General features: G+C 55.1%; 9 protein-coding genes. 7 read left to right on the forward strand and 2 right to left on the reverse strand.

The window, feature by feature from the left end; all coding sequences use genetic code 11:
• Nucleotides 1-162: 162 nt before the first annotated feature.
• Entirely contained in the window at nt 163-1,578 is a 1,416-nt protein-coding gene (locus tag G5533_RS04935; RefSeq protein ID WP_021229438.1) for an FAD-dependent oxidoreductase, read from the reverse strand.
• Nucleotides 1,579-1,590: 12 nt separating this feature from the next.
• On the reverse strand, nt 1,591-6,048 hold the full coding sequence (gltB, locus tag G5533_RS04940) for a glutamate synthase large subunit (protein ID WP_421236201.1): 4,458 nt from the start codon (nt 6,046-6,048) through the stop codon (nt 1,591-1,593).
• A 611-nt stretch (nt 6,049-6,659) separates the two neighbouring features.
• On the opposite strand from gltB, the gene G5533_RS04945 reads away from it, so the two are divergent.
• From G5533_RS04945 to G5533_RS04975, 7 genes are all read left to right on the forward strand, one after another.
• Entirely contained in the window at nt 6,660-7,589 is a 930-nt protein-coding gene (locus G5533_RS04945) for a TIGR01212 family radical SAM protein (protein ID WP_407959429.1), read from the forward strand.
• Nucleotides 7,590-7,940: 351 nt separating this feature from the next.
• Nucleotides 7,941-10,085, forward strand: a complete 2,145-nt coding sequence (locus tag G5533_RS04950; RefSeq protein ID WP_421206390.1) for a type I secretion system permease/ATPase — start codon at nt 7,941-7,943, stop codon at nt 10,083-10,085.
• The gene (locus G5533_RS04955; RefSeq protein WP_266135587.1) at nt 10,078-11,511 is read left to right on the forward strand and encodes an HlyD family type I secretion periplasmic adaptor subunit; all 1,434 of its coding nucleotides are present in this window, start codon (nt 10,078-10,080) and stop codon (nt 11,509-11,511) included. Before G5533_RS04950 ends, G5533_RS04955 begins: the two co-directional genes overlap by 8 nt.
• Before the next feature lie 37 nt (nt 11,512-11,548).
• A complete protein-coding gene (locus tag G5533_RS04960; protein ID WP_216953335.1) occupies nt 11,549-12,874 on the forward strand; it encodes a TolC family outer membrane protein in 1,326 nt (441 codons plus the stop codon).
• Nucleotides 12,875-13,012: 138 nt separating this feature from the next.
• Nucleotides 13,013-13,765 carry a transglutaminase-like cysteine peptidase gene (locus G5533_RS04965; protein WP_227343029.1) on the forward strand — a complete coding sequence of 251 codons (753 nt, stop codon included), beginning with the start codon at nt 13,013-13,015 and terminating at the stop codon, nt 13,763-13,765.
• 3 nt (nt 13,766-13,768) lie between these two features.
• Nucleotides 13,769-15,694: an EAL domain-containing protein gene (locus tag G5533_RS04970; protein ID WP_216953336.1), complete on the forward strand. Its 1,926-nt coding sequence runs from the start codon at nt 13,769-13,771 to the stop codon at nt 15,692-15,694.
• Between the two features lie 269 nt (nt 15,695-15,963).
• Nucleotides 15,964-16,894: retention module-containing protein (locus G5533_RS04975; RefSeq protein WP_421255798.1), on the forward strand; the 931-nt coding region annotated here is incomplete at its 3' end.

A 16,894-nucleotide genomic window follows, 5' to 3' on the forward strand; every position in this document is an offset into this window, starting at 1 on the left:
TCCCGTGGCAGTTGCCCAGTGTAGGAGCCATCGCAAGGCACTGCATCTAGTTATCTTCACGGCTGCCAGGAGCGTATGAGCGGTTGGTGAGCGCGCATAGAAAATCAGCCCCGCATTGGCGGGGCTGACTGTTAGGGAACATCACGGCTGTGGCCGGTCAGATCAGACCGCCAGATAGTCCATGATCCCTTCGGCCGCTTTGCGCCCTTCGTAGATGGCGGTCACCACCAGATCGGAGCCACGCACCGCGTCGCCACCGGCAAACACCTTGGGATTGCTGGTCTGGAAGGCGTATTCCGCCTGCTCGCGGGCCTTGATGCGATCCCGGTTGTCGAGCTCGATGCCGAACTCCGCCATCCAGGGCTGGGGGTTGGGCTGGAAGCCAAACGCCATCACCACCGCATCGGCGGCCAACACCTGCTCTGAGCCCTCGATAACCACCGGATTGCGGCGGCCATTGGCATCGGGTTCACCCAGCTCGGTGCTCACCACCTTGATGCCGACGGTGCGACCGTTGGCATCCAGCTCGACCGCCACCGGTTGCAGGTTGAACATGAATTCAACCCCCTCCTCGCGGGCGTTTTTCACCTCCCGCTTGGAGCCCGGCATGTTCTCCTCGTCGCGGCGATAGGCGCAGATCACCTTGGCGGCCCCCTGACGGATGGCGGTACGCACGCAGTCCATGGCGGTATCGCCACCGCCCAGCACCACCACCTGCTTGCCGGCGAAGTCGATGTAGTCGGCTTGCGCCTTCTCGAAGCCCAGCAGCCGGTTGGCGTTGGCGATGAGGTAGGGCAGGGCGTCATAGACGCCCGGCGCCTCTTCGTTGGCAAAGCCGCCCTTCATGTACTTGTAGGTGCCGACCCCGAGGAAGACCGCATCGAACTCGCCGAGCAGGTCGGCGAAGGTGATGTCCTTGCCCACTTCGGTCTCGAGACGAAACTCTACACCCATCCCCTGGAAGATCTCGCGGCGACGCTGCATCACCTCTTTTTCCAGCTTGAAGGAGGGGATGCCGAAGGTGAGCAGGCCGCCGATCTCCGGATACTTGTCAAACACCACAGGGGTGACGCCGTTGCGTGCCAGCACGTCGGCACAGGCGAGACCCGCAGGGCCGGCACCGATGACGGCGACCCGCTTGCCGGTTTTGACCACGTTCGAGAGATCGGGCTTCCAGCCCATCTCGAACGCCTTGTCGGTGATGTACTTTTCGATATTGCCGATGGTCACCGCGCCGAAGCGATCGTTGAGGGTGCAGGAGCCCTCGCAGAGGCGATCCTGCGGGCAGACCCGACCGCACACTTCCGGCAGGCTGTTTGTCTGGTGGGAGAGCTCCACCGCCTCCAGAATGCGCCCCTCTTTGGCCAGTTTCAGCCAGTTGGGGATGTAGTTGTGGACCGGGCACTTCCACTCGCAGTAGGGGTTGCCGCACTCGAGGCAGCGATCCGCCTGCATCTGTACCTGCGGCTGATTGAAGGACTCGTAGATCTCCACAAACTGGATTTTGCGGATCTTGAGCGGCTTCTTGGGCGGGTCGACCCGCTGGACATCGATAAACTGAAATACGTTCTGGCTCATAGGGTTCCCTCCTTATTGCGCCTGGATTCTGAGTTCTGCACTGGAACGGCTGGTGTGACCCAGTAGCGATTTCACGTCGCTGGACTTGGGTTTGATCAGCCTGAACTTGGGCACATAGGAGTCGAAGTTGGCCAGGATCTCCTCGGCGCGCGAGCTGCCGGTCTCATTGAGGTGCGCCGTGATGATGCCGCGCAGGTGCTCCTGATGGATGGCGAGATCCGCCACATCCAGCAGTTCCACCAGCTCGGGGTTGGTGCGCTTGGCAAAGTTGCCGCACTCGTCGAGCACGTAGGCAAAGCCGCCGGTCATGCCTGCCGCGAAGTTGACGCCAGTCTGACCGAGCACGGTGACGATGCCGCCGGTCATATATTCACAACCGTTGTCGCCAATCCCCTCGACTACCGCCAGGGCACCTGAGTTGCGCACCGCGAAACGCTCGCCAGCAGTGCCTGCGGCGTAGAGTTTGCCGCCGGTGGCGCCGTAGAGGCAGGTGTTGCCGATGATGGCTGCTTCATGGGATTTGAACGCCACGCCGACATGGGGCTTGATCACCAGCTTGCCGCCGGTCATCCCCTTGCCCACGTAGTCGTTGGCATCACCGGTGAGGATCATCTCAAGGCCACCTGCGTTCCAGACGCCGAAGCTCTGGCCTGCGGTGCCGTTGAAGTGCACTTTGACCGGATCGGCCGCCATCCCCTGGTTGCCGTGACGTTTGACGATCTCGCCCGAGAGGCGCGCACCCACCGAGCGGTCGGTGTTGCGAATGTCGTAGCGGAACTCGCCGCCGCTTGAGGTTTCCACCGCCTCCAGCAGATCCTCCACCATTTTCAGGTTGAGCGGCCCCTTGTCGAAGGTGGGGTTGTGCTGCTGGCTGAACAGGCTGGAACCTGCCGGTGCCACCGGAAGGGCCAGAATGCCGGAGAGATCCAGCTTGGCCTGCCGGGCGGTGAGGCCGGGCAGGGCCTCCAGCAGATCGGTGCGGCCAATCAGGTCGGTCAACTGGGTGACGCCGAGCTGGGCCATCAGCTCGCGGGTCTCTTCGGCGATGAACTTGAAGTAGTTCATCACCATCTCCGGCAGGCCGGTGAAGTGCTCGCGACGCAGCTTCTCATCCTGAGTGGCAACGCCGGTGGCGCAGTTGTTCAGGTGGCAAATACGCAGGTATTTGCAACCGAGCGCCACCATGGGGCCGGTGCCAAAACCGAAGCTCTCGGCGCCGAGGATGGCCGCCTTGATGATGTCGAGACCGGTCTTGAGGCCGCCATCCACCTGCAGCCGCACCTTGTGGCGCAGGCCGTTGGCGACCAGCGCCTGCTGGGTTTCAGCCAGACCCAGCTCCCACGGGGAGCCGGCATATTTGACCGAGGTGAGGGGGCTCGCGCCAGTGCCGCCGTCATAACCGGAGATGGTGATGAAGTCGGCATAGGCCTTGGCCACGCCGCAGGCGATGGTGCCCACGCCGGGCTCGGAGACCAGTTTCACCGACACCAGACAGCTCGGGTTGATCTGCTTGATGTCGAAGATGAGCTGGGCCAGATCCTCGATGGAGTAGATATCGTGGTGCGGCGGCGGTGAAATCAGGGTCACGCCGGGCACGGAATAACGCAGCTGGGCGATCTGGGCAGTCACCTTGTCACCGGGCAGCTGGCCCCCTTCGCCGGGCTTGGCGCCCTGCGCCACCTTGATCTGCACCACATCGGCGTTCATCAGGTAGTGGGGGGTGACGCCAAAGCGGCCGGAAGCGACCTGCTTGATGCGGGAGTTCTTCTCGGTACCGAAACGCTTGGGATCTTCGCCACCTTCGCCGGAGTTGCTCTGACCGCCGAGGCGGTTCATGGCGACAGCCAGCGCCTCGTGAGCCTCTGGGCCGAGGGCACCGATGGACATGGCGGCGGAGTCGAAGCGGGGGAACAGCTTGTCGGCCGGCTCAACCTGATCCAGCGCGACCGGATTGTCGACCTTCTTCAGGGCAAGCAGATCGCGCAGAGTGGCAACCGGGCGCTCGTTCACCAGACGGGCGTACTCCTTGTAATCGGCATAGTTGCCGGAGCGCACCGCGGTTTGCAGGGTCTGCACCACATCCGGGTTGTAGGTGTGGTACTCGCCGCCGTGGACGAACTTGAGCAGGCCGCCGTGGGGGAGGGGCTTGCGCACCAGCCAGGCCTGACGGGCTAGATTGTGCTGATCCTGCTGGATGTCGGCAAAATCGGCACCCTGAATACGGCTCGATACGCCACGGAAGCAGGTATCGACCACGGCTCTGGCCAAGCCCACAGCTTCAAACAGCTGGGAGCAGCGGTAGCTGGCGACCGTGCTGATGCCCATCTTGGACATCACCTTGTAGAGCCCCTTGTTGATGCCGTTGCGGTAGTTGACCATCGCCTGGCGCAGGGACATGGTGAGCACGCCCTCTTCAACCTGTTTGGCCAGGGTTTCGTAAGCGAGATAGGGGTAGATGGCGGTCGCGCCAAAGCCCAGCAGCACCGAGAAGTGGTGCGGGTCACGGCAGCTTGCAGTTTCCACCAGAATGTTGGCGTCACAGCGCAGGTTGTTGTCCACCAGGGTGCGCTGTACCGCGCCCACCGCCATGGCGGCCGGGATCGGCAGGGTATCGGCGCTGATATCGCGATCCGACAGCACCAGCAGTACGGTGCCACTCCTGGCGGCGGTTTTGGCCTCATCGCAGATGCGCACGATGGCCGCTTCCAGCCCCTCTTCTGGCTTGAAGTTGAGGCTGATCACCTGATGACGGTAGTACTCACCTTCCAGTGCCAGCAGCTGGTGGAAGTCGGAGTAGAGCAGGATCGGCGACTGGAACAGCACCCGGTGGGCGTGGCCGAAGGTCTCGTTGAAGACGTTCTGCTCGCGACCGATACAGGTGGCCAGCGACATCACGTGGTTTTCCCGCAGCGGGTCGATGGGCGGGTTGGTCACCTGGGCAAACATCTGGCGGAAGTAGTCATAGAGGGTGCGCGGGCCGGAGGAGAGCACCGCCATCGGGGTATCATCCCCCATGGAGCCCACCGCCTCCTGACCATTTTCACCGAGCACCCGGATGATCTGATCCAGCTCCTCGAAGGAGTAGCCAAACAACTTCTGATAGGTTTTCAGCTGGTCATCAGAGAACTCGCGGCTACCGGTCTGGCTGTCGTCCATCTGCTCGAAGGGGACCAGTCGGCGGCAATGTTTATCCATCCACTGCTTGTAGGTGTGACGGTTCTTGAGGTCGTCATCGATCTCGAAGCTGGTCCACACCTTGCCGTTGCTGGTATCCACCACGAACAGCTCGCCCGGGCCGACCCGGCCCTTCTCCAGCACTTCGTCCGGGGTGTAGTCCCAGGTACCGACTTCTGAGGCGAGGGTGATGAACTTGTCCTTGGTGATGACGTAGCGGGCCGGACGCAGACCGTTGCGATCAAGTGCGCAGGTGGCGTAGCGACCATCGGTCATGACGATACCGGCGGGGCCATCCCATGGCTCCATGTGCATGGAGTTGAAGTCGTAGAAGGCGCGCAGGTCATCATCCATGTTCGGGTGTTTTTGCCATGCAGGCGGGATCAACAGGCGCATGGCGCGGAACAGGTCCATGCCACCGGCGAGGAAGAGATCCAGCATGTTGTCGAGGCTGGAGGAGTCAGAGCCGGTGGTGTTGACGAAGGGGGCCGCTTCCTGCAAATCGGGAATGAGCGGCGTGGCAAACTTGTAGCTGCGTGCCTTGGCCCACTGGCGGTTGCCGGCGATGGTGTTGATCTCGCCGTTGTGGGCCAGATAGCGAAACGGCTGCGCCAGCGGCCAGCGCGGGCTGGTGTTGGTGGAGAAACGCTGGTGGAAGACGCAGATGGCCGCCTGCATACGTATGTCGGCGAGATCCAGATAGAAGCGCGGCAAGTCCACCGGCATGCACAGCCCTTTATAGACGGTGACCAGGTTGGAGAGGCTGACCACATAGAAGTAGTCGTCGTTGACGCGCTTTTCGATGCGGCGACGCACGATATAGAGACGGCGCTCGAGATCCTTGTCGACCCAGCCGGGCGGGGCGTTGACAAAGACCTGTTCAATGCTGGGCAGGGAGGCTTTGGCGATGGTACCCAGTACGTTGGTATCGACGGGCACCTTGCGCCAGCCGACCAGACTCAGGGTCTCTTTTTCCAGCTCTTCGTCTATGATGTCGCGGGTCTGCTGGGCCAATACGGGGTCAGGGTTGAGAAACAGCATGCCGACCGCATAGTTGCGGCCAAGGTGCCATCCCTTCTCCTCGGCGACAGCTCTGAAGAAGCTGTCCGGTTTTTGCAGCAGCAGACCGCAACCATCGCCGGTCTTGCCATCGGCGGAGATCCCGCCGCGGTGCTGCATGCGAGCCAATGCTGACATCGCGAGACGGACAAGCTTGTGGCTGGCTTCCCCTTCCATGTGGGCCAACAGGCCGAAGCCACAGTTATCCCTCTCCAGCTTTGGATCATATAGTGACATTGCATTTCTCCCTTGCTCGGCCTTGTATCGCACAGTCATCACCTGACTGCATAAATTGCGATTGGCTCTTGTGGTTCCGTCTGCCTGACGTGGCGAATCTCCAAACTAATGGGATTTTCTGGCGAGGTCAATCGCAGGTCAGGTTTGTCTTCATGATTACATTCGCATAACAAAATGTCGGGTTAGGGGGATTCGCTCGCAGTTATGGAGTGTTTATTCTGTGTATTTTTATTTTGTTGGTTAAATATATCGTCATTGGCGGGCTCAATGGTGCGCTCGGCGACGGTGGGCGAATGTAGTAATTTTACCAACCCGATGTGGCCGACAGCGGAAGGGATCACATTTTCAATATCCCATGCTTGCAATTGTGTGCTGTCGGGTCTCTTTGAATTTTTCATTGTTCAACAGTGGGTTATCAGGTCTCATTTTCATATGGATGTTTACTGTTTGAATCGTCAAAGAACTGTAAAAATCCTTTTTTTGCGCTTTTTCTCTATATTTATTCAAAATTGGTCGGGTATTTATATGTTTTACCCTCTCCGCTAGCTTGATCCAGCTCAGTCCCTGTTTTGCGCAAGCTCGTACAATGGCGCTCCTTTAGCGGAGGTGTCATGCAGTTACACGAACTCGTCAATACATTCGGTCAGGATCTCAAGCAGCGTCATGGTCAGAAGATCCACAAACTCTCCATCCATGGGGCCTTCACCTGCCCGAACCGTGACGGCACCCTGGGCCGCGGTGGCTGCACCTTCTGCAACGTATCCTCTTTTGCCGACGAGTCGGCTCAGCAACTCTCCGTGGTGCAACAACTGCTGGCTCGCCGGGACGAAGTCACCCGTGCCAAGCGCTATCTTGCCTACTTTCAGGCCTATACCAGTACCTATGCCGAGGTCGAATATCTGCAGCGGATGTATGAAGAGGCGCTGTCGGTGAGCGATATGGTGGGGCTCTGTGTGGGCACTCGCCCCGATTGCGTGCCGGATGCGGTGCTCGATCTGTTGGCGGGCTATCAGGCCCGGGGTTACGAGGTGTGGCTGGAGCTCGGGCTGCAAAGCGCCAATGACAAGACCCTGCAACGGATCAACCGCGGCCACGGTTATGCCGCCTATGAGGATGCGGTAAGACGTGCCCATCAGCGCGGCATCAAGGTATGTGCTCATCTGATCGTCGGCCTGCCGGGCGAAGTGCCAATAGACAGCCTCGATACCCTGCATCGTATCGTTGAGACCGGTGTTGAGGGGATCAAGCTGCATCCGCTTCATGTGGTAGAGGGCAGTACTCTTGGCAAAGCGTGGCAGGCGGGGCGCCTTGAGGTATTGACGCTGGAGCAGTATGTGGAAGCCGCTGTCGCCATGATCCAGCACACACCACCCGAGGTGGTGTATCACCGGATTTCGGCATCGGCGCGCCGCCCAACCCTGCTTGCTCCCGCCTGGTGCGAGAATCGCTGGACTGCGATGGCGGACATTGCACGAGCACTCTCCTTGAGTGGCCCTCAGGGTCATGCACTGGGAAGACCCTTCATACTTCCTGACCTATAATTGAGTTCGTAATTATTATTTTCACGTAAAACATAGGGTTATATAAAAAGTTCATACCATAAACTATAGTTTTGGTACCTGCAGGTTGATATAGTGATGCGCCACAATAAATGCCATTATCAATTAACACCTCCATTTACCTGAGGGAGGCGTCGGCATGATGCTCACAGGCTGGTTTTACCAATCATCATGCAAGGAAAATTGGTGGTGAGTGTCACGATGTATCCGGATAGGTTTATTCCCTGATCAGGCTCATCTGTGGGAGGGGGCTCGTTTTTAGAGTCGCTATAGCAGGAAAATATGAGTGATACCCCTCTCGTATCGACCTTATTAATGCAGTGACGGGATGCTATGCAAGCAGAAACAAGTCGTATCGATGAGTTATTGGAGTGTCTGGTCTTCTTGACCCGCTTTTATGGTGTGCCCAACAGCCAGGATGCCCTGACGACCGGGTTGCCACTGGTCTCCGGACGACTGACTACAGCACTCTTTTGTCGTGCTGCCGAGCGGGGCGGGCTATCTGCCCGTGAAGTGATCCAGCCGCTTGATCAGATCTCTCCCTTGCTGCTGCCCTGCGTATTGCAGATGCGTAACGGTGGCGCCTGTATTTTGCTGGAGTGGAACGAAGAGCGCAGCCAGGGGAAAGTGATTTTCCCGCAGGCAGGTGATGCCGCCCAATGGCTGACTGCTGCCCAGCTGGGTGATGAGTATTTGGGGCGTCTCTTTTACGTTAAGAAGCAGTTCAAATTTGACGAGCGCTCTCCCAAGGTGCTGGAGACCCGTGATGGCCACTGGTTCTGGAGCACTTTGTTTGAATCTCGCGGAATCTATCGCGATGTGCTGATCGCCTCCATTCTGATCAACCTGTTTGCCATCGCCAGCCCCCTCTTTACCATGAACGTCTATGACAAGATTGTGCCCAATCTGGCATTTGATTCGCTCTGGGTGCTGGCGGTCGGGGCCATGGTGGTCTTTACCTTCGATTTTGTGATGCGGCAGTTGCGCAGTTACTTTATCGATATCGCTGGCAAAAAGTCTGATGTGCTGCTGTCCGCCAAGATTTTCGCCAAGGTGATGGGCATGCGGATGGAGTCTCGTCCCGCTTCCACCGGCGCTTTCGCCAAACATCTGCAGGAATTTGAATCGGTGCGGGAGTTTTTCACTTCCGCGACGGTTTCTACTCTTATCGATCTGCCTTTTGCCGTCTTCTTCCTTTTTATTATCTGGATGTTTGCCGGTGTGATGGTGGTGGTCCCCATCGTCGCCATGCTGATCCTGATCGCCTACAGCTTCTATATTCAAGAGCCGCTCAAAAAGTCCATCGAAGAGGGTTCCCGGCTGGCCTCTCAGAAAAATGCCAACCTGATCGAAAGTATTTCCGGGCTGGAAACGGTCAAAATTTTTGGCGCCGAGAGTCTGTTCCAGCACCGTTGGGAGCAGGCTGTTTCCCATATTTCCACCTGGGGTGTACAAACACGGCGAATTACCAACTCCATGTCGTCACTGGCCAGTTATATCCAGCAGGTGGTGACGGTCGGTCTGGTGATTGTCGGTGTTTACCAGATCTCCGAAGGCTTAGTCACCATGGGGGGGATGATTGCTGCCGTGATGCTCTCCAGCCGTGCCATTGCGCCCATGGTGCAACTCTCAGTGTTGTCGACCCGTTATAACCAGGCCAAGTCTGCACTGGATATTCTGGAAAAAATCATGCAAACCCCGGGTGAGCAGGAGGAAGGCAAGCAATATATCCATCATCCGGTGATTGCCGGTCGAATTGAATTCGAAAATGTTTCGTTCAAATATCCAGGAATGGAAACCAGCACCCTGCACCATATCAATTTGCGTATTCAGCCGGGTGAAAAGGTGGCAATTATCGGCCGGATTGGGGCGGGTAAAACGACCCTCGAGAAGTTGTTGATGGGGCTGTATCGGCCGACTGACGGTTCGGTCCGGATCGATGGTTTCGAAATAGACCAGTTGCCTCCCTCGGTGATTCGTCGCAATATCGGTTGTGTTCCCCAAGATGTCATTCTCTTTTTTGGTTCGGTGCGAGACAACATCATGCTGGGTAATCCGCTGGTGGATGACGTGAGAGTCTTGCGTGCTGCCAAGCGGGCGGGCGTCACCAATTTTACCAACCGTGATCCCAACGGATTGGATCGGCAGATAGGTGAGGGTGGCCGTCAGCTTTCCGGTGGCCAGCGTCAGTCGATCCTGCTGGCACGCGCCCTGCTCAATGATCCCCCCATTCTGGTGATGGATGAGCCTACCTCCAACATGGACAACCAGTCCGAGATGCAGGTCAAACAGGAGCTCGCCAGACTGGGCCCGGAAACCACCTTGATCCTCATCACCCACAAGACCTCAATGCTGGATGTGGCCTCGCGAGTTATCGTCATCGAGCAGGGACAGATTGTGGCAGATGGTCCCAAAGAGGTGGTGTTGCAGCAGTTGAAGGAAGGCAAGGTGCGCGTGCAGGAGGTGTCCCATGGTTAAGGGGCTCATGAACTGGTTAAAACGCAGCAAAAATGCGCCTTCCGGTGATGTATTGCCGGCACCCGAGCATCTGGAGTTTGTCGATGACGGCGCGGCAGCTGTGTTGCTTACTACCCCAACCGGTGCCCGCATCCTGTTATGGTGCTGTTTCCTCTTTTTCATGAGTGCCATCGTCTGGGCTGCCTGGGCCGAGCTGGATGAAGTCACCGTGGGTCAGGGCAAGGTGATCCCATCCCGCCAACTACAGGTGATCCAGAATCTGGAAGGGGGGATAGTCAAAGAGATCTTCGTCAAAGAGGGAGATATCGTCGAGAAGGGACAGCCGCTGCTGCGTATCGATGACACCCGTTTCCGCTCCGATTTTCGAGAGCGTGAGCAGGAGCTGGTCACTCTGAAAGGAGATATTGCCCGGTTACGGGCCGAAATGGCCAGTGTTGAGGTTAAAAATGACCCTGCACTGGGGTGGCGTGAACAGGTAGTGGTGGGAGAAGCGCCAATTCAGTTTCCGGATGGCTATGAAACCGTCTTTCCCGAATATGCCAACCGTGAACGCTCGGTACAACGGGATCGCCTTAATAACCTGAAGAACCAGCTCTATATTCTTGGTCAACAGATCGAGCAGAAAGAGCAGGAACTGATTGAACTGAATGCCAAAATTCGCACCGTGAATCGCAGTGTGGATCTGGCCAGACAAGAGCTCAATATTAGCCGTCCACTGGCAAAAGAGGGTATAGTGCCTCAAGTGGAGCTAATCAAGCTGGAGCGGCAGGTCAACGAGATGCAGGGGGAGCTGGAGAGCAACCGTCTGCTGATCCCAAAACTCAATTCGGTGTTGCGTGAGACTATTTCCAAGCGCAATGACATAGCGCTGAAATTCCGTGCTGACTCCCAGACGGAACTGAATGAGAAGCAGGGGCGACTTGGCCAGTTGTCAGAAGGGCAGGTTGGCTTGCGAGACAGGGTAGACCGGACCAGCGTGATTGCTCCGCTCAAGGGCACCATCAAGAAACTCAAGATCAACACTCTGGGCGGCGTGGTGCAGCCCGGCATGGATTTGATGGAGATAGTGCCGCTGGAGGACACCTTGTTGGTTGAAGCCAAGGTGTCGCCGAAAGATATCGCCTTCCTGCGACCGGGGCTGGATGCCATCGTCAAGATCACTGCCTACGACTTTACAATCTATGGAGGATTGCATGGCAAGGTTGAACAGATAAGTGCGGACTCGATCCAGGATGAGGAGGGGAACTCCTTTTATCTGGTTCGGGTGCGTACCGAGAAGAGTTACTTGGGCGATGAGCTTAACGCACTTCCCATCATCCCCGGTATGTTAGCCAGTGCTGATATCATTACTGGTAAAAAAAGTGTCCTAGACTATTTACTTAAGCCGATTTTACGGGCTAAGCAGTCGGCACTGAGAGAACGATAAGCCAACAATCTAAAAACAAAACATGACTGGAGATAACATGAAAAAAACGATTGTTGCCATGCTGGTCAGTGGCATCACCCTGATCCCTAGTTTGGGTCAGGCCCAGACTCTGGAAGAGTCGGTGGCACAGACACTCGCTACGCATCCCAAGATCAAGGAAGCGTTTGATCTCTACCAGGCACGCCTCTATCAGCATGATGGCGCCAAGGGTGGCTATTATCCAACGATCGATCTGCGTGGCGGCGTAGGCTATGAAAAGACTGACAGCCCTTCTACCCGGGCTGCTGGTTCAAACAGCAATATTGATGACTCCATGACTCGCAAAGAGGCTGGGCTCAGTTTGCGGCAGATGTTGTTTGATGGCTTTGATGTCAGCAACAACGTCTCCCGAACTGAAGCTGAAGCCAACGCCCAGCGTCTGGCGATGATCTCCGAAGCAGAGAATACCGCGCTGCGAGTGGCTGAGGTCTACCTCAATATGCTGCGCCAGCAGGAGATCCTGGAACTCTCCAAACAGAACCTGGAAACCCACGAACAGATCCGTAGCGACATTCAGAAACGGACTGATTCAGGGCTTGGTTCTACTGCTGATCAGACCCAGATTGATGGTCGTGTTGCCAGGGCCTACGCCAACCAAGCCGCCGCTGAAAACAACTACCGTGATGCGGAAAGCGAGTTTATTCGGGTGGTTAACGAGGTACCAAAAGATCTCGTTCAACCGGTACCTAATGCCGAGTTGGTCCCGGCTAGTCTCGATACTGCCCTGAAAACGGCGACAGAAGTTCACCCGACCCTGCTCTCATCCCTGCAAGATATTGAAGCGGCCAAGTATCAGCATGAAGGTGCCAAATCCGGTTTCTACCCTAACGTCACTTTTGAAGTGGACCAAAACTGGAATGAGGATATTGATGCCGTTAAAGGTCGCAATGACGATCTGACAGCTATGGTGCGGATGCGTTACAACCTGTTCCGAGGTGGTTCTGACGTAGCCGAGAGCAATGCAACTTCGGCACTGTACTCTCAGGCGAAAGACATTCATCTGAATGCATTTCGTCAGGTAGAAGAGGGAACCCGTTTGGCATGGAATGCGAAAGAGTCGCTGGCCAAACAGAAAACCTTCCTTAAAGAGCATGTGGATGCAAGCTACGATACCGTTCAGGCATACAAGAAGCAGTTTGGCTTGGGTCAGCGAACCTTGCTGGACGTATTGAACACCGAAAACGAATTGTTCGAAGCGCGTCGCAGTTATATCACTGCTGAGTATGATGCATTGCTGGCGGACTATCGCATCCTCAATGCGACAGGAAGTCTGCTCAATGCATTTAGCGTCAAGCAACCCGCTGAATGGCAGCCCAGGCAATAACCGTTTGCCAATGATCCCGCCGGGATGATGATGAACGCCAACATGGTGACTGCTGCTGGCAGTCACCATGTTTGGCTAAAGCAGGTGGTTGCACGGTTTTTGAGGAGTGCAGTAGCAATCATGCAGCAGGCATATGACGTGACACTTCTGCGTGGTACCGGAAGCAGATGGTATGATCTCCTCAATAAATGGAGATACCGATCTCTACGTACTCTGCGCCACTCCTTATGGATCCTGCTGTTACCCTTCTCACTTTTGCTCTGTGCCAGCCAGCCTCTGCCACAGGAAGATCTCAACTTGATCAAGCGGGCGGAGCAGACCTATGGTGCCAGAGCCGGCAAGCGTGTAACCAGTTGGCGCATGCTGGTGATGGAAACGAAGGGAAAGGCACTGAGCGAGGCGAAAAAGCTCGAAAGAGTGAACAACTTTTTTAATCAAATGCGCTTTGTTGATGACATCAAGTTGTGGCGCAAGAAAGATTACTGGGCAACCCCGCTCGAGTTTCTGGGGGCTGCCGGAGGAGATTGCGAAGATTTCAGTATTGCCAAATATTCCACACTACTGGAATTGGGGATCCCGGATGAAAAAATGCGGATGGTTTATGTCAAGGCCCTTGATTACAACCAGTTCCACATGGTGGTGGCATATTATGAGACCCCCTCTTCTGTTCCGGTTATTTTGGATAATTTGATAGGCTCTATTCGACCTGCTACCCAACGGCGAGATTTGGTACCTATCTATAGTTTTAACGGTAGTCACTTGTGGTTGATGAAGGCGCGAGGCCAAGGGGAGCTGGCTGGCCAATCATCTCGCTTGGGATTATGGAATGATTTACGCAATCGCATGACATCGGGGCGATTGGCTAGGCCTGTGGTGAATTTGGATGATTAACCTATGACGCTTTATAGACAGTTATTGGCCACCATGTTGCTGTTGTTTGGACTGTTGTTTGCAGCTACGTATTGGGTGCAATTCAATTCGACACGAACTTATCTGGCACAACAGCAGGAGACAACGGTAATAAACACCGCTACGTCACTGGGACTGGCATTAACTCCTTATCTTGAAAATGGCGACAAGGTGGGAGCTGAGTCGGTGATTAAGGCCATATTTGATGGTGGTTATTACCGTATGGTTCGTCTTGACCTGCTTGCGTCGAAAGATGTGATTGAAGAAGAAAACAGCAGCCGTATTCAAGGTGTACCTGACTGGTTTATTGAACTTGGCTTGTTTCCGGAAGTATCCAATGAGTCAATTCTGACGTCTGGCTGGCTGCAACTTGGCAAGCTCAAGGTGGTGGGCCACCCAGGACAAGCCTATCACGAACTGTGGGCAGGGATGAGCGAACTGGCGACCTGGTTTGTGATTGGATTTTTGGTAACCACGATCTTGCTTATGCGTGCACTTAATTTCCTGTTAAAACCGCTCAAGCAGATTTGTGAGCAGGCCGTCGAGATTGAATTGCATCATTTTGGGCATACCATTCCAGAGCCCAAGACCTATGAATTGAAGCAGGTTGTACAAGCGATCAACATCTTATCCGGAAAGTTGGCGGTGCAATTCAAAGAGCAGGCCGACGAGGCGGAGAAACTGCGTGAACGAGTTTATGTGGATGCCGTTTCTGGCTTGGGTAATCGAGCCTATTTTGTTGGTCAGGTTAATGCCTGGATTGCAGAATCTGGCCAAGGGGGCATCATGTTGGTTGCGGTAGATATGCTCGATGATATCTACCGTGATGAAGGTTTTGCTGCCCGTGATAATATGGTCAAATCTATAGCACAAATCTTACGCGAACAGCTTAAGGGATGGGATGGTGCAGCTGTGGCGCGGATATCAGCGACCGAATATGCTCTGCTCTGCCCGACAGATGATTTGGGTCAGCTTAAGGAGTTGGCAGAAATTATCAATTCTCGTATTGCTGATCTGGTCGTGAACCCAATGGCGGAGGGTAATCCTCTCTCCGTCATTGGTATTGCAGGCCGTGATGGTAATGATGATCTCTCAGTCCTGTTGACTAAAGCGGATAATGCACTCGGCAAGGCGCGTAATGAACGCCGTGGTGCTGTTGTCATGGAAGGGGGAGCCGAGCAGGGGTTGATGGGGCGCTTGGCATGGCGTGATTTGGTTCAGGATGCTATTTCGCATCACCTCTGGCGATTCAAGGCTCAGCCAGCTTGCCGATTTGATAACGGGGCCAGGTTGCATGCCGAGTTGTTTGCATCTATCTCTCGCGATGGCACGGACTATTTTGCCGGTCAGTTTTTGCCTGCCATCGAACAGTTCAAATTGGGGGGCGATTTTGATCAGGCAATACTTGATGCATGTGTTCCCTTACTGCACAAACAAGCGGATCTAGTGCTGGCAATTAATATAACGGCAGGTTCGCTTTGTTCGGATGAGTTTTTGACCTGGCTGACGCACTATCTGGTCGAACATGGCGAATTGAAAGAACGGCTGTTATTCGAGATACCCGAGGCAGCCATTATGAAGCACAAAGATCATGTGGCCGCTTTGGTAGGCGCATTGCAGGTCCATGGTTTCCAGTGGGGGGTTGACCACTACGGCCGTCACTTCCAGTCACTGGGCTATCTGGAGGAGTTAGCGCCTGCCTATGTCAAGGTGGATCACGGTTATACCAGTCAGGTCATGGAGCCGGGTGCTGACACCTCATTCTTGGCTGCAGTGTGCCGAGCTGCACACAATGCCGGTGTGACCACCATTGCAACCCGCGTCGAAGATCAACATCAAGTGGAACTGCTTTCCAAGTTGCATATCGATGGTTATCAGGGATTTGTGCATCCTGCTTTCCCCTTGTCTTGATTGATATGTGCAGTGTAGAAATGGCCCCGAATGGGGTCATTTTTTATATCAATACAATATATTTTTTGATTTTTTTATTATCAAATTAATATGGGTGTTATTTGGTTCCATTTATATCGTTATGATTTTAATGAAGAAAAAATAACCTTTCGATTTTATTCTCTATATCGGTTTGAGGGCAGTCAAACCTATAGATTATTGCAACGGAAAAGCACGTTATCTCCCTCTACGGTGTAGACATCAAGATCTGTCACGTTGGAGCAATGGATATGCGTACCCAAATCATCGACAAGTCCGTGGTTGTCTCAGCTATCGAAGGGAATGTGGAGATTGTGCTGGCTGATGGCAGCAGTCGCCCCCTGCAAAAGGGGGAAATACTCCAGCCCGGTGCCAAATTGACCATAGCGGATGATGCCAAGCTTGTTCTTTCCCCCTATGACGATACACCAGCGCAGAATGTACCCACCGGTTCCGAATTAGCAGAACCGGGACAACCGCAAGGTGGTGCCAGCACGGAGGGCACTCCTTCTGACATTGCTGCATTGCAAGAGTCAATTTTGCAAGGCGTTGACCCGACGCAAAACTTTGAGGCTTCAGCAGCAGGTGGTGCACCTGCTGCCGGTGGTGGCGGTGGTATTGGCGGGGTAGCAGGAGCAAGCGGCAATGGTGGCTTTGTCACCATTGATAGAACCGGTGATGCGACCATTGCCGAGGCCGGTTTTGATACCAATTATCAGGCTGAACCCATTATCAACACTGAGCAAGCGGCTGAACCACTGTTAGAACCGGAGCCACTAACTAATCTCTTGTTGGATGAGAGTGAAGTATTTTCGATGGATGAAGATAACCCTGTCAGTGGTGATCTTTTGGCCAATAGCTCCAACCCGGATGGTCCCTTGGCTCAATCCATCATCAGCTATAGCTGGGGTAGTAATATTGATGTTCCCGCAGGTGTTACATCGACCCTTACTGGCATTGGTACGCTGATCATCAACAGTGATGGCTCTTTCACCTTTACCCCCGCTCCTGACTATTCTGGTGCAGTTCCTACAGTAAGTTATCTGGTCACCGATAGTTCTGATGTTGTTACTTCGACCTTGACGCTGATAGTGACGCCACAAGGTGACATCGACTTCAACGTCGAGGCGCTGAATGCGGGTGCGACCGAAACGGATGGCACGGTACAGGTGCTGCTGACCA

Origin of the sequence: Aeromonas sp. A600620, from assembly GCF_029479985.1 — a bacterium.
GTDB classification, from domain to species: domain Bacteria; phylum Pseudomonadota; class Gammaproteobacteria; order Enterobacterales; family Aeromonadaceae; genus Aeromonas; species Aeromonas veronii_A.